The organism is Achromobacter sp. GD03932 (assembly GCF_029839485.1).
In the GTDB taxonomy this organism is placed as follows: Bacteria; Pseudomonadota; Gammaproteobacteria; order Burkholderiales; family Burkholderiaceae_B; genus Achromobacter; species Achromobacter bronchisepticus_A.
Genome location: NZ_JAOCAT010000008.1, coordinates 139,077 through 162,380 on the forward strand (window position 1 = coordinate 139,077; position 23,304 = coordinate 162,380).

The 23,304-nt window shown below is 67.4% G+C and carries 21 protein-coding genes; 15 read left to right on the forward strand and 6 right to left on the reverse strand.

Features of this window, described 5'->3' with window-relative positions; all coding sequences use genetic code 11:
• Positions 1–157: 157 nt before the first annotated feature.
• Complete coding sequence (locus tag N5C88_RS10000; protein WP_059377313.1) at positions 158–1,306, reverse strand: acyl-CoA dehydrogenase family protein; 1,149 nt, start codon at positions 1,304–1,306, stop codon at positions 158–160.
• 46 nt (positions 1,307–1,352) lie between these two features.
• On the reverse strand, positions 1,353–1,976 hold the full coding sequence (locus tag N5C88_RS10005) for a TetR/AcrR family transcriptional regulator (RefSeq protein WP_054455146.1): 624 nt from the start codon (positions 1,974–1,976) through the stop codon (positions 1,353–1,355).
• A gap of 194 nt (positions 1,977–2,170) precedes the next feature.
• Here N5C88_RS10005 and N5C88_RS10010 point away from each other — a divergent pair, with 194 nt between their 5' ends.
• Together N5C88_RS10010 and N5C88_RS10015 are read left to right on the forward strand one after the other, a co-directional pair.
• The gene (locus tag N5C88_RS10010; protein ID WP_059377647.1) at positions 2,171–3,142 is read left to right on the forward strand and encodes a nitronate monooxygenase family protein; all 972 of its coding nucleotides are present in this window, start codon (positions 2,171–2,173) and stop codon (positions 3,140–3,142) included.
• On the forward strand, positions 3,139–3,879 hold the full coding sequence (locus tag N5C88_RS10015; RefSeq protein WP_118933375.1) for an enoyl-CoA hydratase-related protein: 741 nt from the start codon (positions 3,139–3,141) through the stop codon (positions 3,877–3,879). The genes N5C88_RS10010 and N5C88_RS10015 overlap by 4 nt, the downstream gene beginning before the upstream one ends.
• Before the next feature lie 46 nt (positions 3,880–3,925).
• Here N5C88_RS10015 and N5C88_RS10020 read toward each other — a convergent pair whose 3' ends face one another.
• A complete protein-coding gene (locus N5C88_RS10020; RefSeq protein ID WP_013391155.1) occupies positions 3,926–4,759 on the reverse strand; it encodes an enoyl-CoA hydratase/isomerase family protein in 834 nt (277 codons plus the stop codon).
• Between the two features lie 112 nt (positions 4,760–4,871).
• Here N5C88_RS10020 and N5C88_RS10025 point away from each other — a divergent pair, with 112 nt between their 5' ends.
• The 3 genes from N5C88_RS10025 to N5C88_RS10035 all read left to right on the forward strand — a co-directional run bounded on the left by N5C88_RS10025 (position 4,872) and on the right by N5C88_RS10035 (position 8,086).
• On the forward strand, positions 4,872–5,732 hold the full coding sequence (locus tag N5C88_RS10025) for an NAD(P)H-hydrate dehydratase (RefSeq protein ID WP_280015256.1): 861 nt from the start codon (positions 4,872–4,874) through the stop codon (positions 5,730–5,732).
• A gap of 120 nt (positions 5,733–5,852) precedes the next feature.
• A complete protein-coding gene (locus tag N5C88_RS10030; RefSeq protein WP_054455155.1) occupies positions 5,853–6,086 on the forward strand; it encodes a hypothetical protein in 234 nt (77 codons plus the stop codon).
• A 386-nt stretch (positions 6,087–6,472) separates the two neighbouring features.
• The gene (locus N5C88_RS10035) at positions 6,473–8,086 is read left to right on the forward strand and encodes an ABC transporter substrate-binding protein (protein WP_059377307.1); all 1,614 of its coding nucleotides are present in this window, start codon (positions 6,473–6,475) and stop codon (positions 8,084–8,086) included.
• Positions 8,087–8,149: 63 nt separating this feature from the next.
• Here the strand turns inward: N5C88_RS10035 and N5C88_RS10040 are convergent, their stop codons facing one another.
• Positions 8,150–9,064 carry a LysR family transcriptional regulator gene (locus tag N5C88_RS10040; RefSeq protein WP_054455159.1) on the reverse strand — a complete coding sequence of 305 codons (915 nt, stop codon included), beginning with the start codon at positions 9,062–9,064 and terminating at the stop codon, positions 8,150–8,152.
• A 281-nt stretch (positions 9,065–9,345) separates the two neighbouring features.
• Here N5C88_RS10040 and N5C88_RS10045 point away from each other — a divergent pair, with 281 nt between their 5' ends.
• The 10 genes from N5C88_RS10045 (at position 9,346) to dapD (ending at position 20,217) form a co-directional block, all read left to right on the forward strand.
• Complete coding sequence (locus N5C88_RS10045; RefSeq protein WP_118933377.1) at positions 9,346–10,317, forward strand: succinylglutamate desuccinylase/aspartoacylase family protein; 972 nt, start codon at positions 9,346–9,348, stop codon at positions 10,315–10,317.
• Positions 10,318–10,387: 70 nt separating this feature from the next.
• Positions 10,388–12,019: an ABC transporter substrate-binding protein gene (locus N5C88_RS10050; protein ID WP_280015257.1), complete on the forward strand. Its 1,632-nt coding sequence runs from the start codon at positions 10,388–10,390 to the stop codon at positions 12,017–12,019.
• 49 nt (positions 12,020–12,068) lie between these two features.
• Positions 12,069–13,046, forward strand: a complete 978-nt coding sequence (locus N5C88_RS10055) for an ABC transporter permease (RefSeq protein WP_013391148.1) — start codon at positions 12,069–12,071, stop codon at positions 13,044–13,046.
• 6 nt (positions 13,047–13,052) lie between these two features.
• Positions 13,053–13,970, forward strand: a complete 918-nt coding sequence (locus N5C88_RS10060) for an ABC transporter permease (protein WP_280015258.1) — start codon at positions 13,053–13,055, stop codon at positions 13,968–13,970.
• Positions 13,971–14,102: 132 nt separating this feature from the next.
• Positions 14,103–15,086, forward strand: coding sequence for an ABC transporter ATP-binding protein (locus N5C88_RS10065; RefSeq protein ID WP_059377297.1), 984 nt, complete (start codon positions 14,103–14,105; stop codon positions 15,084–15,086).
• A complete protein-coding gene (locus N5C88_RS10070; RefSeq protein ID WP_013391145.1) occupies positions 15,083–16,093 on the forward strand; it encodes an oligopeptide/dipeptide ABC transporter ATP-binding protein in 1,011 nt (336 codons plus the stop codon). Before N5C88_RS10065 ends, N5C88_RS10070 begins: the two co-directional genes overlap by 4 nt.
• Positions 16,093–16,998, forward strand: coding sequence for an alpha/beta hydrolase (locus tag N5C88_RS10075; RefSeq protein WP_118933378.1), 906 nt, complete (start codon positions 16,093–16,095; stop codon positions 16,996–16,998). The genes N5C88_RS10070 and N5C88_RS10075 overlap by 1 nt, the downstream gene beginning before the upstream one ends.
• Positions 16,999–17,037: 39 nt before the next feature.
• Positions 17,038–18,168 (forward strand): M20 family metallopeptidase, encoded by a 1,131-nt coding sequence (locus N5C88_RS10080; protein WP_054455173.1) that lies wholly within the window; start codon positions 17,038–17,040, stop codon positions 18,166–18,168.
• Positions 18,169–18,175: 7 nt separating this feature from the next.
• A complete protein-coding gene (locus tag N5C88_RS10085; RefSeq protein ID WP_280015259.1) occupies positions 18,176–19,174 on the forward strand; it encodes an autotransporter outer membrane beta-barrel domain-containing protein in 999 nt (332 codons plus the stop codon).
• Between the two features lie 59 nt (positions 19,175–19,233).
• Positions 19,234–20,217: a 2,3,4,5-tetrahydropyridine-2,6-dicarboxylate N-succinyltransferase gene (dapD, locus tag N5C88_RS10090; RefSeq protein ID WP_280015260.1), complete on the forward strand. Its 984-nt coding sequence runs from the start codon at positions 19,234–19,236 to the stop codon at positions 20,215–20,217.
• An 8-nt stretch (positions 20,218–20,225) separates the two neighbouring features.
• Here dapD and N5C88_RS10095 read toward each other — a convergent pair whose 3' ends face one another.
• Positions 20,226–21,080 carry a class II glutamine amidotransferase gene (locus tag N5C88_RS10095; RefSeq protein ID WP_118933380.1) on the reverse strand — a complete coding sequence of 285 codons (855 nt, stop codon included), beginning with the start codon at positions 21,078–21,080 and terminating at the stop codon, positions 20,226–20,228.
• A 104-nt stretch (positions 21,081–21,184) separates the two neighbouring features.
• Complete coding sequence (locus tag N5C88_RS10100; RefSeq protein WP_059377283.1) at positions 21,185–23,248, reverse strand: UvrD-helicase domain-containing protein; 2,064 nt, start codon at positions 23,246–23,248, stop codon at positions 21,185–21,187.
• Positions 23,249–23,304 lie beyond the last annotated feature (56 nt).

Sequence of the window (23,304 nt, forward strand, 5' to 3'; positions counted from 1 at the left end):
AAAACGTCTGGCTTGCGGCGGCGCGCAAGCCAGACTGGAATTCCGTCATGCCGGCGGCGCGCGGCCGCTGGCGCGTCATATGCCGGCGCGGCCTGGGGCCATGCGCCGGATCACCGTCAGTCATGCAGGATATTAGCCTCTTGCGCCCGGTCCGCGCTCAGGAATGCGCCTTGATGGTTTCGCGGGCGATCACCAGCTGCTGGATCTGCGAAGTGCCTTCGAAGATGCGGAACAGGCGCACGTCGCGGTAGAAGCGCTCGACCGCGTATTCCGACATGTAGCCGGCGCCGCCGTGGATCTGCACCGCGCGGTCGGCCACGCGGCCCACCATTTCGGTGGCGTACAGCTTGCAGCAGGCGGCCTGCATGGTGGTGTTCTCACCGCGGTCGCGCATGCGGGCGGCGTCCAGCACCATGCAGCGCGCGGCGTAGAGTTCGGCCTGGCTGTCGGCGATCATGGCCTGGATCAGCTGGAATTCGGCGATGGGTTGGCCGAATTGCTTACGCTCAATGGCGTACTTCACGGCATCGCTCAGCAGGCGGTCGGCGATGCCCACGCACAGCGCCGAGATATGCAGGCGGCCCTTGTCCAGCACCCGCATCGAGGTGCGGAAACCATTGCCCTCTTCGCCGCCCAGCAGCGCGCTGGCCGGGACGCGGCAGTTGTCGAACACCACGTCGCTGGTCAGGGCGCCGGCCTGGCCCATCTTCTTGTCCGGCTTGCCGATGCTCAGGCCGGGCGTGCCGGCTTCGACCAGGAAGCACGAAATGGAATTGGCGCGGCGTTCCGGCGCGGTGCGCGCCATGACGGAGAACAGGCCGGCGATGGGCGCGTTGGTGATGTAGCGCTTGGTGCCGTTGAGCACGTAGCTGTCGCCGTCGCGCACCGCGGACAGGCGCAGCGCCATCGCGTCGGAACCGGCGTCGGGTTCGGTCAGCGCGAACGAGCCGATCAATTCACCGCTGGCCAGCTTGGGCAGGTAGCGGGCGCGCTGCTCGTCGGTGCCGGCCAGCACGATGGCTTGCGAGCCGATGCCGATGTTGGTGCCGGCCAGCGAGCGGAACGCGGGCGAGGTCTGACCCAGCTCGAAGACCACGCGCACTTCCTCTTCCATGGTCAGGCCCAGACCGCCATGGTCGGGCGAGATGGACAGGCCGAACAGGCCCAGCTCGCGCATCTCGTTGACGATGTCGGGCGGCACCTGGCCGCTTTCGGCCAGTTCGTCTTCGGCGGGGATCAGGCGTTCGTGCACGAAGCGGCGCACGGCGTCCAGCAACAGGTTCAGGGTTTCGGTATCGAGGGCCATGATGGGAGTCTCACAAAAAGCGGGGCAAGCCGGGGACAGCCGCGCCTCAGGCGCGCATGCCTCCGACCAATAGATCGAAATAGCCGGCGGCGATGGCTTCGGCGCTGTCGCCCTGGCCGGGCTTGTACCAACGCACCATCCAATTCAGCATGGACAGCACGGCGCGGCCCGCGGCGGCCACGTCCAGCGCGCGGAACTCGCCGGCGGCGACGCCTTGCGCGATCAGTTCGCGCAGGCGCTTCTCGTAGCCGTCGCGCAGCCGGGCGGCGTCTTCGCGTTCGGTCAGCGCCATGCCGGAATAGCCGATCAGCATGGTGACGAACTCGGCGTGGTGCTGCTCGAAGTAGCGCGCGTGGCCCACCATGAAGGCGCGCAGGCGGGCCGTGGCGCCCTCGGCCCGCGCGACATCCTGGGCGACGGCCTGCGTCAGGCCGCTCAGCACGGCCAGGATGATGGCGTCGTAGATGTCCTGCTTGGTGGTGTAGTAGTGATAGATGGCCGCCTTGGACACGCCGAGCGCGCCGGCCAGGTCGGACACCGAACTGCCGTCGTAGCCGCTTTGGGCGAAGAGCTTGGCGGCTTCTTCCAGGATGCGTTCGCGCGGGGCCGCCACGGTGGGTGGGCGGCCGGCGCGGGCGCGTTTCTGGGCAGGAGGGGCGGAGGTCGCCATGGCAGCCTTTGCAGGGGCCGCGCCGCAGCTGCCGGAGGGACTCGCGTACCTCCATTGACAGCGATTCAGCGCATGCCGTTTAATAAGGATTAATTAATTACCGGACGGTCGGTAGGTAATTATAGGCACACCCGCCTAGGATGCTCAAGTCCCGATGTTCAAGTCCTCCAGTGACCTTTTTCCGCGACGACGCCATGCCCCACTCTCTTGTGACTGATTTGTACGGCCAGATGTCCCTGCCGGTCATCTGCGCCCCGATGTTCATCGTGTCCAACCCCAAGCTGGTGGTGGCGCAGTGCACCAGCGGCATCGTGGGGTCGTTCCCCGCGCTGAACGCGCGTCCGCAAAGCCTGCTGACCGACTGGCTGGACGAAGTCCAGGCCGGCCTGGCCTCGCACCGCGAGGCCAACCCCGGGGCGACGGTTGCGCCATTCGCGGTCAACCAGATCATCCACCAGTCCAACGACCGGCTGGAGCAGGACCTGGCCGTGTGCGCCAGCCACCGCGTGCCGCTCATCATCACCAGCCTGCGCGCCCCCGGAGACCTGGTCAAAGGCGTGCATGACTGGGGCGGCAAGGTATTCCACGACGTGACCACCATCCGCCACGCCGAAAAAGCGCTGGAAGCCGGCGTGGACGGCCTGATCCTGGTGTGCGCCGGCGCTGGCGGCCATGCGGGCACGCTCAGCCCCTTCGCGCTGGTGTCCGAAGTGCGCCGCTTCTATGACGGCCCGCTGATCCTGTCGGGCGCGATCACCTCGGGCGCGCACATCCTGGCCGCGCAGGCCATGGGCGCGGACTTCGCCTATATGGGTACGCGCTTCATCGCCAGCGAGGAAGCCAACGCCAGCGAAGGCTACAAATCCGCCATCGTGGATGCCAGCGCTTCGGACATCCTGTATACCCCGTTCTTCACCGGCATCCCCGGCAACTACCTGAAGGCCAGCATCGCCGCCGCCGGGCTGGATCCGGCCAACCTGCCGCAACCCGACAGCGGCGCGTCGAATTTCGGCTCGACCCGGGTCAAGCCCTGGAAGGACATCTGGGGCGCGGGCCAGGGCGTGGGCGGCATCGCCAGCGTGCTGCCGACCCGCCAGATCGTGGACACGCTGCGCAGCGAATACGCAGACGCCAAGACCCGTCTGGCCAACGGTTTCGGCGCATGAGCGCCGGTCTGCAGGTCAGCCGCGACGGCGCGGTGTTGACGCTGACCATCAACCGTCCGGATCGCCGCAACGCGCTGGATACCGCCACCTATGCCGCGCTGACCGAACAGATCGCGCTGGCGTCGGCCGACACCGCGCTGGCGGCGGTCATCCTGACCGGCGCGGGCGAGCATTTCACGGCGGGCAACGATTTGCGCGACTTCCAGGCGGAACGCGGCGCCGGCGACAGCGCCGGCCTGACTTTCCTGCGCGCGCTGTCCATGGCGGACGTGCCGGTCATTGCCGCGGTCGAAGGCTATGCCATCGGCATCGGCGTGACGCTGCTGCAGCATTGCGATTTCGTCCACATCGGCGAAGGCGCCACCTTGCGCATGCCGTTCGTGGCGTTGGGGTTGTGTCCGGAAGGCGCTTCCAGCCTGCTGATGCCGCGCCTGGCCGGCGCCCGCCGCGCCGCCGAATGGCTGTTGCAGGGCAAGGCCTTCACGGCGCAAGACGCCTGCGACGCCGGGCTGGCCACGTCGGTCACGCCCAAGGGCCAGGCGCTGGCGGCGGCGCAGGCCACCGCCGCCGACCTGGCGCGCCAGCCGCCGGCCGCGCTGCGCCTGACCAAGGCCATGCTACGCCGCCCGGACCGCCAGGCGATCCAGGACACGCTGGACTACGAAGCCCAGCAGTTCCGCATCCGCCTGCAATCCGAGGAAGCGCAGGCGGCGTTCGCGAAGTTCTTCAAGAAGTAGGAAAGCCGGATTGCGCGCCCTGCCCCAACGCGCGCAATCCGCCGCCTCAGAACGGCGAATCCGGCCGGAAGTTCGGCGCGCGGCGTTCACGCAGGGACTGGATCCCTTCGCGTACGTCCGGGCCGCCAAAGCCCATGAATTCCAGGGCCAGCGAGGTATCGAAGCTCGGCCCCGCCATGCGCAGCCAGTTGTTCAACGAATACTTGGTCCAGCGGATCGCGGTCTGGGAGCCTGCGGCCAGCTTGTTGGCGACTTCGAAGGCACGTCCGATGAGTTCGGCCTCGTCCACGCACAGCGACACCAGGCCGATGCGCTCGGCTTCCTCGCCGGTCACGGTTTCGCACAGCATCAGGTAGTACTTGGCGCGCGCCATGCCGCAAAGCAACGGCCAGACGATGGCGGCATGGTCGCCGGCCGTCACGCCCAGGCGGGTATGGCCGTCGATGATGCGCGCGTCGCGTGCGGCGATGGAGATGTCGGCCAACAGGCCGGCCACCAGCCCCGCGCCCACGGCCGCGCCATGCATGGCGGACACGATGGGCTTGTTGCAGTTGATGATGTTGTAGACCAGGTCGCGGGCCTCGCGCCAAACGCGGGTGCGCACGTCGAAATCGTCGGCCATCTGCTGCACCAGGTCCAGGTCGCCCCCGCCCGAAAAGCCCTTGCCCTCGCCACGGATCACCACCACCCGGGTGTCCGGATCGGTGTCGATATCGCGCCAGATGTCTGCCAGTTCGCGGTGCATGCGGTCGTCGGCGGTGGACAGCTTGCCCGGCTTGCCGCCCTTGGCCCCCATGATCACCTCCAGCACCCCGCCGGGGTGCCGGCGCAGTTTCAGGGACTCATAGGCGGAATAGTGTTCCAGCGTGATGTCGCTCATGTTCGTCTCCACGTCGTCTAGTCTTGGGCCGGACCGGATGCCGGCCGGTTTGGGCGCACTATAGTAGATACGCGCCTTCGCGCCACGCCGCCATCCCCAGGAGCCTCAGCCCATGAACACTACCGCCCCGTCCGCCGGCGGCGCCATCGACCGCGCCGCCCTGCCCGCCCTGTTCGCGCCGCGCGGCCGGGACACTCACAAGGGCAGTTTCGGCACGGTGGGCGTGGTGGGCGGCGGCCCGGGCATGACGGGCGCGGCGCTGCTGGCCGCGCGCGCCGCCCTGAAGACCGGCGCCGGCAAGGTGCTGGTCGGCTTCGCCCAGGACGCCGCGCCGCTGGCCTGCGATCCGCAGCAGCCCGAACTGATGCTGCGCGACGCCCGCTCGCTGCTGGAAGAAGACTGGGGCGTCACCGCCTGGGTGGCGGGATGCGGCATAGGCACGGGCGCCCTGGCGGCCAACGCCCTGTCCGAACTGTTCGTGCTGCGCCGCGCAGCGCCGCTGGTGCTGGACGCGGACGGGCTGAATCTGCTGGCCCGCGGCGACATCCAACCCAACTGGGGTGAGGGCACCGTGGTGCTGACGCCCCATCCGGCCGAGGCCGGGCGGCTGCTTGGCGTGGATACGGCCGAGGTGCAGGCCGACCGCCCGGCCGCCGCCAGGAAACTGGCGCTACGCTACCGCGCCTGGATCGTGCTGAAGGGCGCAGGCACCGTGGTCAGCTCCCCGGATGGCGATCTGCGGATCAACACCAGCGGCAATCCGGGGCTCGCCACCGCCGGAACCGGGGACGTATTAGCGGGCATGCTGGGTTCGCTGATCGCCCAGAAGCTGCCGTTGGACCAGGCCGTGGCCGGCGCCGTCTGGCTGCACGGCGCGGCGGCCGATGCGTTGGTGGCCCAGGGTGTCGGCCCCATCGGACTGACCGCCGGAGAGCTGGCGGACGCGGCCCGCGCCCTGCGAAATAGCGGCTAAGTCCCTGGGGAATAAACATTTTTACAACATATAGGGGTTTACCCTAAAAATAGCGTTGCATCGACCCTAGGGTTATCCCTATAATGGTTTACACCAAGACGAAACGGACTGGAGCAAACCATGAGCGAACTGACCCTGAACCACACTGCCCGCCTGACCGACGCGCTGGAGCGCGATCTGCTCCGCGGCGCCCTCGAGAACCAACCGAATTCCCATCCGCTGACTAGCCTGAAGAAGGCCGGCCAAGCCGTAGTGGCAGCTGTTGCCGCCGTGTTTTCCTTCATCGACGAAGTGAACGAGTCGATGAACAAGGCCCGCGCCGCCAGCTCGCGCTTCTCCGGTTCGCAGTGGTAAGCCCTGCCGCGCTGGCCTGAGTCGCGATCGATCTCCCGCGATTCAGCCTGGCGCGACCCCGCCGCAACGCCCGCCGGTTTCCCGGCGCCCCTTGCGGCGGTTCTTCGGCGCCCAGTCCCTCACCCGGGCGCCATCGCGCCGCGCAGGCCTCCAGACGAGGCAGCGCGGCGCCCTCTTTCCCCCTCCCTCTCCGCGTTTTCCCTAGCGCCGCGCTTGCCATTGCGCATTGACAGTGCGCGAAGCCCCTACCGATAATCGGCCCCTTGCCGTCGTGCCCGGCGCCAAAACCCCCTGAGCCCCTTCCAGGCGACGCCGCCCGCGCGGCTGGCGCAGGCCGGTTTACACGCAGGCGCGATCCGGTTCGTTCCCCATCCGGAGTTGTCACCATGAAGTTGCGCACTACCCTGGCCCTTGCGGCCGCCGCCATTCCCCTGGCCGCCGCCCAAGCCCAGACGCTGAAGATCGGCCTGTCGGCCGAACCCACCTCGGCGGACCCCCACTATCACAAGATGACGCAGAACGACGCGTTCTCCGCGCACGTCTACAGTTCCCTGGTGGGTCGCAGCGCCGACATGAAGCTGGTGCCCGCACTGGCCACTTCCTGGAAGACGCTGGACGACCAGACCTGGGAATTCAAGCTGCGCGACGACGTCAAGTTCTCCAACGGCAAGCCGTTCACGTCCGAAGACGTGCTGTTCACCATCTGCCGCACGCTGAACAACGAAACCAACGTGTCGCAGTCCTACATGGACATGACCAAGCGCATCACCGACGTGCAGACGCCGGACGCGCACACCGTCATCATCAAGACCGGCGAGCCCTTCCCGCTGATGCCCGCCGAACTGGCGCGCTCGCTGCCCATCGTCTGGAACGGCATCGTCGAGCACGGCAAGCTGACGTTCGACCCCAAGAAGGGTTGCGGCGTAACCGGCGCCTGGCCCACCGTGGCCGACTTCAACAACGGCAAGGATGCCATCGGCACCGGCCCGTACACCCTGAAGTCCTACGTCAAGGGCACCGGCATCGAGCTGGTCCGCAATGAAAACTACTGGGGCCCCAAGCCGTACTGGAAGGAAGTGAAGTTCGTGCCGGTGCCGTCGGCCGGCCCGCGCCTGACCGGCCTCCTGTCCGGCGACTTCGACATGATCGAAAACCCCGCCGCTCGCGACCTGCCGCGCCTGAAGGACAACCCCAAGTTCGGCTTCGTCGCCACCCCGTCGACCCGCCTGGTGTTCTTCCAGCCGGACGTGGGCCGCAACCCGAGCCCCTTCGTCAAGAGCGCCGACGGCAAGAACCCGCTGCAGGACCTGCGCGTGCGTAAGGCCATCTCGATGGCCATCGACCGCAAGACCATCACCGCCCGCATCATGGACGGCATGGCCACGCCCGCCTTCCAGTACATGCCCGACGGCATGTTCGGCGCGCTGCCCCAGGCTCCGGAAATCAAGTTCGACCCGGAAGGCGCCAAGAAGCTGCTGGCCGAAGCCGGCTACCCGAACGGCTTTGAACTGACGCTGTCGTCGACCAACGACCGCTACGTCAACGACGGCCAGGTGGCGCAAGCCGTGGCCCAGTACCTGGCCCGCGTCGGCATCAAGACCAATGTGGACGCCATGACGGCCTCCATCTACTTCCCCAAGCGCGCCAAGCGCGAGTTCAGCTTCTCGATGGGCGGCTGGCCGGCGGAAACGGGTGAAGCCTCGGCGCTGTTCCAGCTGTGGGTGGCATCCCTGGATTCCCCCAACAGCCTGGGCACCAGCAACTACGGCGGCTTCAGCAATGCCGACTTCGACAAGGTCTACAAGGAAGCCATCGTGACGGTGGACGCGGCCAAGCGCGAGAAGCTGCTGCAGCAGTCCACCCAGATCGCATTGGACAACGTGCCGCTGATCCCGCTGCACTTCGAAAGCAGCATCTGGGCCTTCCGCAAGGGCATCACCTACGAAGGCCGCCGCGACCAGTACACGCTGGCCACCTCGGTCACGCCCGAAAAGAAGTAATCAGGTCCGCCTGAACGAAAACGGCTGCCCCAGGGCAGCCGTTTTTTTTGCACCCTTAGCAGACTATGCCGCCGCCCTGCCTTGCAACGCGTCGTCCAGTTCCCGCGCCAGCAGTTCGACGAAGGCTTCGGCCGCCGGCGGCAGCACCCGGCCCGGCATGACCTGGATCTGCAGGGTGCGCGATTGCAGTTCGGCGTTGGAAATCGGCACGGCGATCAGCTCGTCGCGCCGCAGGCTCCAGGCCACCGAGATATAGCCGCTGAGCATGATGGCGTCCGACCCGAAGACAAAGCCGTGCAGCGGCGAGGAATCGTTGCAGGTCAGCGCCGGCTCCAGCTGCACCGACTCCAGCGCGCAACCCATTTCGAACAGCTGCCGCGTGGTGGTGCCGGGCCCGGTCAGGGCTAGCGGATACTGGCTGAGATCCTGCAGGCTGACGCTGGCGCGGCCCGCCAGCGGATGGTCGGCCGCCATCACCGCATGCACCGGCGCGCGGCGCGAATAGCGCGGACTGACCCCGCCGATGCGTTCGGCGATGAAGACCATCCCCAACTCCACGCTGCCTTCGGCCACCCGGCGGCTGACCTCGGCCGGCGAACCCACGTGCAGGTCGAAGCGGATGTTGGGCCAGTCGCGGCGAAAACGCGCCATCACCGAGGGCAGGAAGATCCGCGCCACGCCCTCGACCGAGGCCACCCGGATCTCGTTGCGCGCGGCGCCCTTGATGGCGGCGATTTCCTGCAGCACGGAATCGGCTTCCAGCATGGTGCGGCGGGCATGCGCCAGCAGCAGCTGCCCCGCTTCGCTCAGGACCATGCCGCGCGCGGCGCGCTCGAACAGCGGCGCGCCCGCCTCTTCCTCCAGCTTGGCGATCTGCCGGCTGATGGCCGACACCGCCACATGCAGGCGCTCGGACGCGCCGCTCAGGCTGCCCGCCTGGGCAACCTCCAGAAAATACTTCAAGGCGATGCCGTGCACGTCAGCCCTCGCGGTTCTCAGGGATTGGGAATGGGGAACAAGCTTTGCCTTTTCTGCAAAGCTTGAGATAAATATTCTAATTGTAGAGAAAGCAGCCAAGCTCCTAGAATTCGCCCAATACTCAAAGGCGGCGCGCGCCTGACGCGCCCTATATATAAGGGAAAACCCGTGTTAGCAGCCTGTTTCAGCGCCCGCCGCGCCGCGGCGCCCGCTCATGCCGGCGGCTAGCCGCCACCCCAGCGCCATCGCCTATACAATCCCGTCGCTTCATCGGAGTTCCCATGCCCACGTCCGCCCCCGCGTCCACACCGCGCCCATTTCTACTTGCCTGTCCGAACTTGTCGGCGGAGCGGGTGGGCAACACGGATACCCCGGGGGTCTGGCATTTCGATTCGGGCGTGCCGGGCAAGCGCGTCATGCTGAGCGCGCTGATCCACGGCAATGAACTCTGCGGCGCCTGGGCGCTGAAGGACGCGCTGGCGGCAGGCCTGCGCCCGCGCCGCGGTTCGCTGACGCTGGCGTTCTGCAACCTGGCGGCGTTCGACCGCTTCGACCCCGCCAACTACGCGCCCGCACGCTTCGTCGACGAAGACATGAACCGCGTCTGGAGCGACGACAAGCTGAGCGCGCCCGCCAGCCAGGAACGCCGCCGCGCAGCCGAGATCCAGCCCTGGGTCGAGCAGGCCGACTGGCTGCTGGACTTCCATTCGATGAGCAATTCCGACGTGCCGCTGCAGCTGACCGGCATGGAGCAACGCAATATCGATCTGGCGCTGGCGCTGGGCAACCCCGCCACCATCATCGCCGACGCCGGCCATGCCGCCGGCGTGCGCATGCGCGACTACGGCCGCTTCGGCGAAGCCGGCGACAACGGCACCCGTTCCCTGCTGATCGAATGCGGCTTCCATGGCGCGCCCGAGGCGCGCGGCGTGGCCGTCGACCAGATGGCGCGCTTCCTGGTGGAAGCGGGCACGGTGGACCGCGGCGACCTGCCCGCGGATTGGTTCGCCCCCGCGGCGCCCACGCAGCGCGCACTGCGCGTCACGCATGCGATCGCCGCCAAGAGCGCCGATTTCCGCTTCGCCCAGCCCTGGAAGGGCCTGGAAACGCTGGCCCGCGCCGGCGACCTGATCGGCTGGTCCGAGGGCGAGCCCGTCGTCACGCCTTATGACGACTGCGTGCTGATCATGCCGTCCACCGCCAATCTGCGGCCCGGCGTGACCGTCGTCCGGCTGGCGCAGCCCATCGCCTGAAGACCCGCGACGGCCCGCCAGGAACGCCGCCCTGCAACACCATAACCAATACAACAAAGGGACAAAATCCATGTCTGCCCAGACGCTCTACCGCAGCATGCTCACGGCCTTCTCCATGGCCGCCTGTACCACCGCGGCCATCGCGCAGGACGCCGCCGGCGTTCTGCGGATCGGCCTGTCGTCCGAGCCGACGTCGATGGATCCGCACTACCACCAGGCCACGCCGAACGATGCGACGACTTCGCACATGTTCGAGACGCTGGTGGGGCAGGATGCCAAGATGGACCTGATCCCGCGCCTGGCCACGGCCTGGAAGCCGGTGGACGACACGACCTGGGAATTCACGCTGCGTGACGGCGTCAAGTTTTCCAATGGCCAGCCCTTCACGGCGCAGGACGTGCTGTTCACCTTCTGCCGCGTGGTCAACAACGAGCAGTCCATCAGCAGCTCGTACCCTTCCATCGTGCAGAAGTTCGCCGACGTCCAGGTGCGCGACGGCAACACGCTGGTGATCAAGACGCGCCAGCCCTATCCGCTGCTGCCCAACGACCTGACCCGCATGGGCATGCTGTGGAACGGCATCGCCGAACACGGCCCGATCAGCTTCGACCTGAAGAACAAGTGCGGCGTCACCGGCGCCTGGCCCACCGTGGCCGACTTCAATACCGGCCGCTCCGTGATCGGCACCGGGCCCTACACGCTGAAGAGCTACGTCAAGGGCACCGCGATCGAGCTGACGCGCAACGATGCCTACTGGGGCGCGAAGCCCGCATGGAAGGACGTGAAGATGGTGCCGGTGCCGGCTGCCGGCCCGCGCCTGACGGGCCTCCTGGCGGGCGACTTCGACCTGATCGAAAACCCCGCCGCGCGCGACGTGAAGCGCATTTCGGAGACCCCGGGTTTCGGCCACGTCATCACGCCGTCGGTACGCGTGGTGTATTTCCAGCCCGACGTGGCGCGCAATCCCAGCCCCGGCGTCAAGGCCGCCGACGACAAGAACCCGCTGCAGGACGTGCGCGTGCGCCGCGCCATTTCCATGGCCATCGACCGCAAGACCATCGCCGACCGCATCATGGACGGCGCCGCCACGCCGGCCAACCAATTCCTGCCCGACGGCATGTTCGGCACCCTGCCCAAGCCGCCCGAGCTCAAGTACGACCCGGCCGCCGCCAAGAAGCTGCTGGCCGAGGCCGGCTACCCGAACGGCTTCGAACTGACCGTCTCGTCCACCAACGACCGCTACATCAACGACGCGCAGATCACGCAGGCGGTGGCGCAATACCTGTCGCGCGTGGGCATCAAGACCACCGTCGACACCATGACGCGCTCGGTCTACTTCCCCAAGCGCGCCAAGCGCGAGTTCAGCTTCGCCATGGGCGGCTGGTCGTCGGAAACCGGCGAGGCCTCGTCCTTCCTGCAATACTGGGTCAGCGCGTTCGACAAGGAACACGGCCTGGGCACCAGCAACTACGGCGGCTATGACAACCCCGAGTTCGACCGCGTGTTCAAGCGCGCCCTCGTCACCGTGGACCCGGCCGCGCGCGAAAAACTGCTGCAGGAATCGCTGACGCTGGCGTTGGCCGACCTGCCCAGCATTCCCCTGCATTTCGAAAGCAGCATCTGGGCGTTCCGCAAGGGACTGACCTATGAAGGCCGCGCCGACCAGTACACCCTGGCCATGTCGGCCAAGCCCGCCAAGTAAGACCCTACGCGGCGCCCGCAAACCCTGAGCCCACCAAGGAAATAATCTCGTGGCCTTGTTCATCCTACGCAGACTGATACAGAGTCTGTTCGTGCTGCTGGCCGTTTCGGTCGTGGTCTTCTTCGCGGTCTATGCCGTGGGCGATCCGATCGAACTGCTGGTCAGCCCCGAAGCCAGCCAGGCCGCACGCGAGGCGATGATCGCCCGCCTGGGCCTGGACCTGCCGGTATGGCAGCAATACACAGGATTCCTGTGGCGCGCGCTGCACGGCGACCTGGGCACCTCCTTCGTGCACGGCATCCCCGCCATCGAACTGATCGTGCAGCGCATTCCCGCCACGTTCGAGCTGGTGGTCGTGGCCATCATGCTGACCTGTGTGTTCGGCATTCCGCTGGGGCTGATCGCGGGCCTGTATCGCGACCAGCCGCTGGGCCGCGGCATCATGGCATCCTCGGTGCTGGGTTTTTCGCTGCCGAACTTCTGGCAAGGCATGATGCTGATCCTGCTGTTTGCGGTGTGGCTGGGCTGGCTGCCCGCCACCGGCCGCGGCGACACGGTCACCGTGCTGGGCGTGCCCCTGTCCATTCTGACTGCCGACGGCTGGTCGCACCTGATCATGCCGGCCATCAACCTGGCGCTGGCCAACATCGCGCTGGTGCTGCGCCTGACCGCGTCCGGCGTGGTCGAGGCCCGCAGCCAGGACTATGTGAAGTTCGCGCGCGCCAAGGGCGTCAAGCCCGGCCGCATCGTGCGCCGCCACATCCTGCGCAACATCCTGATCCCCGTGGTCACCGTGATCGGCATGGAATTCGGCACCCTCATCGCCTATTCCACCATCACCGAAACCGTGTTCGCATGGCCAGGCATGGGCAAGCTGCTGATCGACAGCGTCTACCAATTGGACCGCCCGGTCGTGGTGGCCTACGTGATGCTGGTCACCCTGATCTTCGTGATCATCAACCTGGTTGTGGACATCCTGTACGCCACGCTCGATCCGCGCGTGCAGCTCGTGACTCCCGCTCAATAATCCGCCATGGCTCAAACTCCGAATCCCGGCCGCACCCGCACCGTCCAGCCCCTGGCTGAGACGCCCCAGCGCGCCTCCATCCTGAAGAAACTGCACGCGCGCCCGACGGTGCGCGGCTCCGTCATCGCGCTGACCATCCTGATCGTGCTGGTGGTCTTCGCGCCCTACTTCGCGCCGCAGAATCCCTACGACCTCGCCAACCTTTCGCTGATGGACGGCCGCCTGGCGCCGCGCCAGGCGCTGATGGACGGCAGCATCGCCTGGCTCGGCACCGACGACCAGGGCCGCGACATGCTCAGCGCCATCCTGTATGGCCTGCGCATCAGCCTGATGGTGGGCCTGTCCGCCGTGGTGCTGGCCACCGCCGTGGGCGGCACCATCGGCCTGGTGGCCGCCTATGTCGGCGGCGTGGTCGACACCGTGCTCATGCGCATTGTCGACTTCATCCTGGGCTTTCCGACCATCCTGGTGGCGCTGGTGCTGCTGGTGGTGCTGGGGCGCGGGGTCGACAAGGTGATCCTGGCCCTGGTGCTGGTGCAGTGGGGGCATTACGCCCGCATCATGCGCAGCCGCGCGCTGCAGGAACGCCGCAAGGAGTACGTGGAAGCCGCCGCCAACCTGGGCTTCCCCGCCTGGCGCATCATGCTGTTCCACCTGCTGCCCAACTGCCTGGGCCCCGTCATGGTGTTTGCCACCATCCAGATCGCGACCGCAATCGCCCTGGAAGCGACGCTGTCGTTCCTGGGCGTGGGCGTGCCCATCACCGAACCCTCGCTGGGCCTGCTGATTTCCAACGGCTTCCAGTACCTGCTGTCGGGTGACTACTGGATCAGCCTGTTCCCGGGCATCGCCCTGCTGCTGCTGATCCTCTCCATCAATATCGTGGGCGACCGCCTGCGCGAAAGCCTGGATCCCAAGAGATGAGGCCCACCCCCGAAGCGCTGCGCGCTTCCCCCTCAAGGGGGCATGCCTGCGGACCGGCAAAGCCGGCTCCGCGGCATCCCGATGGAGCTATCTCCATTACATGCGCCGCGGTTGGCGCAATGGGCAACTGAAATGAGCGAAAACATTCTTGAAGTGCGCGGCCTGCGCACCGCATTCCATACCGAAGCCGGCGCCTGGCTGGCGGTCGACGGCGTCGACCTGACCGTGCGCCGCGGCGAGATCGTCGGCCTGGTCGGCGAATCGGGTTCCGGCAAATCCGTCACGGGCTTTTCGCTCCTGGGTCTGATCGACCCGCCCGGGGAAGTGGTGGACGGCGAAGTGAAGTTCAAGGGCACGGACCTGCGCAAGCTGAGCGAAGAGCAGATGCGCCAGTTGCGCGGCAACCGCATCGCCATGATCTTCCAGGATCCCCTGATGACGCTCAATCCGGTGCTGCGCATCGGCGAGCAGATGATGGAAGCCATCCTCACCCACGAAAACGTGCCGCGCGCGGAAGCCGAGGAACGCTGCCGCGAGGCGCTGGCCATGGTCGGCATTCCTTCACCCGAAAAGCGCCTGAAGAGCTATCCGCACGAATTCTCGGGCGGCATGCGCCAGCGCGTGGCGATCGCGATCGCCATGCTGAACAAGCCCGACCTGATCATCTGCGACGAGCCGACCACGGCGCTGGACGTCACCATCCAGGGCCAGATCCTCTACCGCATGCAGGAGATCTGCCGCGAGCACAACACGGCGCTGATCTGGATCACCCACGACCTGGGCGTGGTGGCCGAACTGGCCGACCGCGTGGCCGTGATGTACGCCGGCCGCATCGTCGAAAGCGGCCCGGTCGAAGAGGTGCTGGACGCGCCGCGCCACCCCTACACCAAGGGCTTGCTGGATTCGATGCCCGGCGCCACCCAGCCTGGCGCGCGCCTGCACCAGATCAACGGCATGGCGCCCAGCCTCGCCGGCCGTCCCTCGGGCTGTCCGTTCCGCCCGCGCTGCACCAGCGCGGTCACGCGTTGCACCGAACAAGCCCCCACCGTCACCACCGAAGGCGCGCGCAACTACCGCTGCTACGTGCCGATTACCCGCGAGGCCCAGCCGGTATGAGCCAAGCCGATACTCCCGTCATCGAGCTCAAGAACGTCCACAAGCGCTTCGAGCAACGGCCCGACCTGGCCCAGCGCATCCTGGCCCTGACCGGCCGTCCCATCGACCGCCGCACCGTGTATGCGGTCAACGGCGTGGACCTGTCCATCAAGCGCGGCGAAGTCGTGGGCCTGGTCGGCGAGTCCGGCTGCGGCAAGTCCACGCTGGGCCGCGTCGTCGCCGGGCTGCACGGCCAGACTGAAGGCCAGCTGCTGTACCAGGGCCAGGAAGCCCGCCGCCTGCGCGGCGCCGACAAGCTCGCCTACACGCTGGGCGTGCAGATGATCTTCCAGGATCCGCAGGCCTCGCTGAATCCGCGCCAGCGCCTGCGCCAGATCCTGGGCGAATCGCTCAAGGTCCACAAGCTGGCGCCCGCCGCCCAGATTCCCGCGCGCATCGACCAGGCGCTGAAGGAAGTGGGCCTGGACCCCGAATACCGCGACCGCTTCCCGCACCAGATCTCGGGCGGCCAGCGCCAGCGCATCGGCATCGCCCGCGCGCTGATGGTGGCGCCGAAGTTCCTGGTCTGCGACGAGCCCGTGGCCGCGCTGGACGTGTCGATCCAGGCGCAGGTGATCAACCTGTTCATGGACCTGCGCGAACAGCACGGTTTCACCTACCTGTTCATCAGCCACGACCTGGGCGTCGTCAAGCACATCTCGGACCGCGTGGCGATCATGTATCTGGGCAAGATCGTGGAAATCTCCACGTCGGCCGAGATCTTCGCGCGCGCCAACCATCCCTATACCCAGGCCCTGATGGCCGAGGTGCCGGACGTGGGCCGCCGCGGCCGCAAGTTCACGCCGATCAAGGGCGAAATCCCGTCGCCGCTGAACCCGCCGCCGGGCTGTACCTTCAATCCCCGCTGCCCCCACGCCATGCCGCGCTGCCGCGAGCAGGCGCCGGTCCTGAAAGAAATCTCGGCAGGCCACTGGTCGGCCTGCCACCTGAATGAGGCGAACGCCTGATGAAACCCTCCGAGATGTCCAACGTCGACCGCATCGCCATCGAACTGGGCCATGCCGGCCGCAACGCCATCCTGTATGTGGACGAGGACCGCAACTCCGACCGTCCCTTCAAGCTCCAGACCTACCGCCCCTACGGCTACACGCCCGACATGCCGGTGGTCATCGTGCAGCACGGCGTGCTGCGCAACGGCGACGAGTACCGCGATTTCTGGGTGGAAGCCGCCGACAAGCACAAGCTGCTGATCGTGGCGCTGACCTTCTCCAACGAGATCTGGCCCGGCGTGGAAAGCTACAACAACGGCCGCGTGTTTTCGGCCGGCGGCAATCCGCGCCACATCGACGGTTGGACCTACGCGCTGGTGGGCAACGTCATCAAGGACCTGATCGCCGGCGAAATTACCGACGGCCAGAACGTCTACCTGTTCGGCCATTCCGCGGGCGGCCAGTTCGTGCACCGCCTGATGAGCAGCCAGCCGCACGCGCCGTTCAAGGCCGTGACTGCCGGCAACCCGGGCTGGTACACGCTGCCCACGTTCGACTATCCCTTCCCCGAAGGCATGGACGGCGTCGGCCTGACCGAAGAGCACCTGGTCAAGCTGCTGGCCTACCCGATGACCATCCTGGCGGGCGACCAGGACATCGCCACCGACGACCCCAACCTGCCGTCCGAACCCGCCGCCATGCGTCAAGGCCCGCACCGCTTTGCGCGCGCCCAGAACTACTTCGAGTTCGGCCGCAAGGAGGCCGAGCGCCGCGGCGTGCCGTTCGGCTGGAAGCTGCAGGTCGTGCCCGGCATCGGCCACGACGGCCGCGCCATGTCCGCCGTGTGCGCCAGCCTCTGGTTCGATGGCAAGATGCCCGATGACGCCGAACTGGCCCGCCTGGCCGGCCAGCAGGTCGCCTGACCGCTCCCATTTTCTTCGTTGCAGATATCCGATACCGTCATGTCCAACACCCAGAGCACTGAACAGATCGTCGCCGGCATCAAGAGCTGGCTGCAATGCGAATCGCCCTCGAACTTCCCCGAAGGCATCGCCGCCATGGCGCGCATCATCGCCGACTACGCCGCGGCCGCCGGCCTGACGGTGGAACTGTCGTCGCTGGGCCCGACCACGGGCCCGCTGCTGTACGCGACCAACCGCGCCCCCGGCGACACGCGCCCCGGCATCCTGATCCTGGCGCACATGGACACGGTGCATCCGGTAGGCACGCTGCTGGAGAACCCGGTACGCATCGAAGGCGACCGCCTCTATGGTCCCGGCGGCTACGACATGAAGGCCGGCATCTACCTGGCGCTGACCGCGCTGTCCGGCCTGGCTCGCCCCGGCGCGACCCAGCTGCCAGTGGATTTCCTGGTGGTGCCCGACGAAGAAACCGGCAGCCACGCGTCGCGCGCGCACATCGAGCGCTTCGCCGCCAACGCCAAGTACGCGCTGGTCTGCGAACCCGCCCGCCCCAACGGCGGCAAGTGCGTCACGGCGCGCAAGGGCACCGGCATGCTGAACCTGAACGTCAAGGGCCGTCCGGCCCATGCCGGCATGCAGCACGAGAAAGGCCGCAGCGCCATCCGCGAAATGGCCCACCAGGTGCTGGCGCTGGAAGCCATGACCGACTATGACCGCGGCATCACCGTCAGCGTCGGCACCATCGCCGGCGGCACCGTGACCAACACCGTGCCGGCGCTGTGCCGCTGCGTGGTCGACTTCCGCGTGCCCGACATGGGCGCCGCCGAGGACGTGCTGCGCCGCATGCGCGAGCTGTGCGCCGTGGGTCCGGACGTGGAACTGGACATCGACGTGGAACTGAACCGTCCGCCCATGGTGAAGACCGAAGCCGCCGCCGATCTGCTGGCGCTGGTGCAGGGCTACGCCGAACGCGCCGGCTTCCTGCTGGAAGACGCACCCATGACGGGCGGCGGCAGCGACGCCAACTTCACGTCCGCCATGGGCATCCCGACGCTGGACGGCCTGGGCGCCGACGGCGACGGCGCGCACACCTTGAACGAGTACATCCTGGTTTCGACGCTGGAACAGCGCATGAAATTCTGGGAGCTGCTGCTGAAAGAACTGGCGTAAAAAGTCCTTGCCGCCACCGATAGCCGTGCGCCGGCAACTGCTGGCGCGGGCGCTCGCCATGCAAGCCCTGTGCGCGGCTGGCGCGGCGCACGCCCACACCGGACAGGCCGAACCGGACCACAGCCTGCTTGCCGATCGGCCGACCCGTCCCGCGCCGGCCCAGCCGGGCTGGCTCGTCGCCGTCGACAATTGGCAGACGCTGGAAGGCGGCGCCAACACGGCCCGCATCAAGCAACGCACCACCGGCGTGTATGGCGGCGGCGAATTCGATGCCGGCGCCGGCTGGCGCCTGGGCGGCGCGCTGGGCGCCACCCGCAGCCGGGTCCGCATCGACGCGGCCGATGCTCGGCTGGACGTGTACAGCTATACCGCGGGGATCTATGGCAAGAGGTCGTTCGACGCGGGCCCAGGCAAGCTGAACCTGCTGACGGCCGCCTCCTACACCTGGCACGACATCGACACCCGGCGGCGTTTCGAGATGCCCGGCATCGCCCGGCAGACCTTGACCGCCGACTTCAGCGCCTACACCGCGCAGGCCTTCTCGGAACTGGGTTACGAGCTGGCACTGTCGCCACGCGCCGCCATCGAACCGTTCGCCGGCTTGGCCGTGCGCAATGTGCGCACGCGCAGCTTCAGCGAATCGGGCGGTTCCACGGCGCTCTCGGGCGACGCGGGACGGATCCGGCAGACCACCACCACGCTGGGGCTGCGGGGCCAGACCGGCTTCGCGCTCGGCCCCACCTTTGGCAAGCTGCATGCGACGCTGGGCTGGCGCCGGGCCTTCGGCGACGTGCAGCCGGAAACCACCCTGGTGCTGGACGGCGGCAGCGTACTGTCGGTGGCCGGCGCGCCCATCGCCCGGTCCGCCGCGCTGGCGGGCGCGGGCCTGGAAATCGCCGTGTCGCGCTCGGCCGTCATCGGCCTGGCCTACGGCGGCCAGTATGGCGGCGGCAACCGCGAGCACACCGGCTCGCTGAGCCTGCGCTGGGCCTTCGGCAACCTCTGAAAACCGCAGCCCTTTCGCCTTAGAATTACGCACTCAGACTGCGCCCTTCCTCTTTCATCATGGCCGACTCCCCCAAGCCCCTCAGCGCCATCGCCTATGGCGTCGCCACGCTGGCCGCCGACGGCGCCATCCTGGACACCTGGTATCCGCGTCCCTCGCTGGCCGACAACTCGCCGGCCACCGGCACCCGCCACCTGTCGCCCGAGGAAGCCCGCGCCGCGCTGGGCGAACACGTGCCCACCGCCCTGGTCCGCGACACCCGCCGCAAGGTCGACATCGTCGCCGTGCGTACCGCGATCTCGTCGCTGAACGAACCGCCGGTCGATGCGCACGACGCCTATCTGCGCCTGCACCTGCTCAGCCACCGCTTGATCCGCCCGCACGACGCCAACCTGGACGGCCTGTTCAATGTGCTGGCCAACGTGGCCTGGACCTCGGCCGGCCCCTGCGCGGTGGATCAGGTGGATGCGCTGCGCTGGCACCTGCGCGCCTCTGGCCAGATCCTGGAAATCCGCGGCGTGGACAAGATTCCCCGCATGACCGACTACGTCATGCCCGGCGGCGTGCGCATCGCCGACACCGCGCGCGTGCGCCTGGGCGCGCATCTGTCGCCCGGCACCACGGTGCTGCATGAAGGCTTCTGCAATTTCAACGCCGGCACGCTGGGCGCGTCCATGGTCGAAGGCCGCATCAGCGCCGGCGTCATCGTCGACGACGGCAGCGACATCGGCGGCGGCGCATCCATCATGGGCACCATGTCGGGCGGCGGCAAGCAGGTGGTGTCCATCGGCAAGCGCTGTCTGCTGGGCGCCAACTCGGGCATCGGCATTTCGCTGGGCGACGACTGCGTGGTGGAAGCCGGCTGCTACATCACCGCCGGCACGCGCGTGCTGACGCCGGAAGGCGCGGTGGTGAAGGCCACCTCGCTGGCGGGCCAGCAAGGCCTGCTGTTCCGCCGCAATTCGCAGACCGGCGCCGTGGAGTGCCTGGTGCGCACCGCCGCCTGGGGCACGCTGAATCCGGCCCTGCATACGGGGCACTGAACCCCGGCTCAGGCTCCTGGCGGCACCGGCACAAAAGGATAATGCGCCACCGTGCCGCCGCCCGCGATGATGGCGGTGGCTTCGGGCACTTCCTCCCAGGCGCCGGGCATCTCGGTCAAGGGCTCCGACAGCAGCATGAAGGCGTCATCATCCAACGCCGCGATCTGCGGATTGTCGGGATACAGCTGGCGCAGATGGCGCACGCAGGTGTTGTGGAACAGCGTGCGCGAATCGGCCTCGCTGGAATAGCGCACGGCGATCAGGCGCTGGCCGTCCAGCGCGCAGACCGTCATGTTGATGGGCTGCGCCACGCCATGCCGCCTGCCGGTCTCTTCCACCGCGCCCACCATGCGAGCCAGCGCCGCCAGCGGGTCTTCCTCAAGGCCGAAGCTCAAGGCCAGCAGGAACATCACCTCGGAATCCGTGGACCCTTCCAGCGACCCGAAATAGGCCGGCGCGATCATCAGCATCAGGTCGCGCCTGAGCAGCGGATAGTCGCGGATGACGCCGTTGTGCACGAACAGCCACTGGCCATGGCGAAACGGATGGCAGTTGGTTTCCTGCGCGGGCGTGTCGGTGGCGGCGCGGATGTGCGCCACGAACAGCGGCGCATGGATCGCGCGCGCGGCCTCGCGCAGATTGCGGTCGTTCCAGGCCGGATGCACGCTGCGGTAGCGGAACGGCGGCTCCAGCGGCTGGCCTTCGTGTTGACGGCCATACCAGCCCAGCCCGAAGCCGTCGCCATTGGTGGTGGTGGCGCCCAGCCGCGAGTGCAGGCTCTGGTCGATCAGGGAGTGCTTGGCCTTGAACAGCACGCTCTCCATCTGTATGGGACTACCGGTATAAGCCAGCCAGCGACACATGGCGCGCTCCTTCGATCCACGGGGTTGCCGCGCCCCGGACCGCGGGGCGGGCGCAGTCCAGTGTAGGAGCAGGCCGCGGCTTTCCACAAGCCGCCGCCCCGCCCCTATTTCTTCAGCAGCGCCTTGAGCATGGCCATGCGCTCCTTGGGATTCATCGCGGCGGTAGCCGCGTCTTCCTGCATGCGCACATCGCCCAGCCCCATTTCCTCGATGAAGCGCGAAGGCTCGCGCACCAGGTCCTCGCGCGCCCGGCGGCGGCGCTTGCACCAGCTCAGGTTCAGACTGCGCTGCGCGCGCGTGATGCCCACGTACATCAGCCGGCGCTCTTCCTGGATGCGCGAAGCCAGGTTCTCGGCCGCGCGCGCCGGGTCGCCGACCTCGTCGTCCTTGCCCAGGTGCGGCAGCAAGCCTTCCTCGACGCCCGCGAGGTACACGTGCGGATACTCCAGCCCCTTGGAGGCATGCAGGGTGGACATCTTCACGGCATCGGGCTCTTCTTCCTCGCCGCGCTCCAGCATGGTGACCAGCGCCACGTGCTGCACCAGATCGAAGAGCGTCATGTTGTCTTCTTCGGCCTTGCGCTTGAGCCATCCGGTCAGCTCCAGCACGTTCTGCCAGCGCGTCTGCGCGGGCCGCTCTTCGAACAGCTCATACAGATGGCGTTCGTACTGGATGGCCTCCAGCAGATCGTCCAGCAGCACGCCCGCGGGCTCGGACGGCGCGGCGGTCTTGGCATCGGCCGCGCCGCGGCCGGCGCGCCATTGCATGCGGCGGATGAACTCGGTGAAGGTGCGCAGCGGCTCCAACTGCCGTGGCGCCAGCAGGCTTTCCAGGCCGGTCTCGGCCACTGCCGCCAGCAGGGACAGTTCACGGCTGGCGGCGTACTGCCCCAGCGTCTGCAAGGTGGCCTGGCCGATGCCGCGCTTGGGCGTGGTGGCCGCGCGGATGAAGGCCGGATCGTCGTCGTCGTTGGCCAGGATGCGCAGATAGGCCAGCACGTCGCGCACTTCGGTCTTGTCGAAAAAACTCTGGCCGCCCGAAATCGTGTACGGAATCTTCAGGTTGCGCAGCGCCTGTTCCAGGATGCGCGACTGATGGTTGCTGCGGTACAGGATGGCGAAATCCTTCCACTGCGCCTGGCGCTCGAAGCGCGACGCCGACACCTTCATGGCGATGGATTCGGCCTCCTGTTCCTCGCCGTCCATGGCCGACACCAGGATGGGTTCGCCCACCCCCAGCTCGGACCACAGCTTCTTGTCGAACAGCTTGGGATTCTTTTCGATCACCTGGTTCGCGGCCGCCAGAATGCGCTGCACCGAACGGTAGTTCTGCTCCAGCTTGATGAGCTTGATGTTGGGGTAGTCGGTGGTCAGCTTGGCCAGGTTTTCGATGGTCGCGCCGCGCCAGGCGTAGATCGCCTGGTCGTCATCGCCGACCGCCGTGAACATGGCGCGCGAGCCCGTCAGCAACTGCACCAGGCGGTACTGGCACACGTTGGTGTCCTGGTACTCGTCCACCAGCAGATAGCGCACGCGGTTCTGCCAGCGGGTGCGCACTTCTTCGTTGTTGGCCAGCAGCAGCGCCGGGATGCGGATCAGGTCGTCGAAGTCCACCGCCTGGTAGGCGGCCAGCGTGGCAGCGTAGCTGCGGTAGACGTTGGCCGCTTCCACGTCGGCCGGCGTGATGGCCTCGCGCGCGGCATCGTCCGGTTCCATCAAACCGTTCTTCCACAGCGAGATGATGCCCTGCACGTGGCGCAGACGGGCCTTGTCGGTAGTGTTCAGCAGTTCCTGGATGATGGCCATGGCATCGTCGGCGTCCAGGATCGAAAACGTCGGCTTCAGCCCCGCATTGCGCGCTTCCTCGCGCAGCATCTTCACACCCAGCGAATGGAAGGTGCTGATGATCAGGCCCTTGGACAGCTTGCGGTCCACCAGGGTCTTCACGCGCTCATCCATCTCGCGCGCGGCCTTGTTGGTGAAGGTCAGCGCCACCACGTTGCGCCCCATGTAGCCGCATTCGCGCAGCAGGTAGGCGATCTTCTGCGTGATCACGCGCGTCTTGCCGCTGCCGGCGCCGGCCAGCACCAGGCAGGGGCCGTCCAGGTACAGCACCGCTTCGCGTTGAGCGGGGTTCATGCCTTGGGCTATAGGTTCGCTGGCGGACATTTGAGTCAGGTGATCATGCATCGCGGCGGCCGCATTGAAGCTGCGGCCAGCAAGCA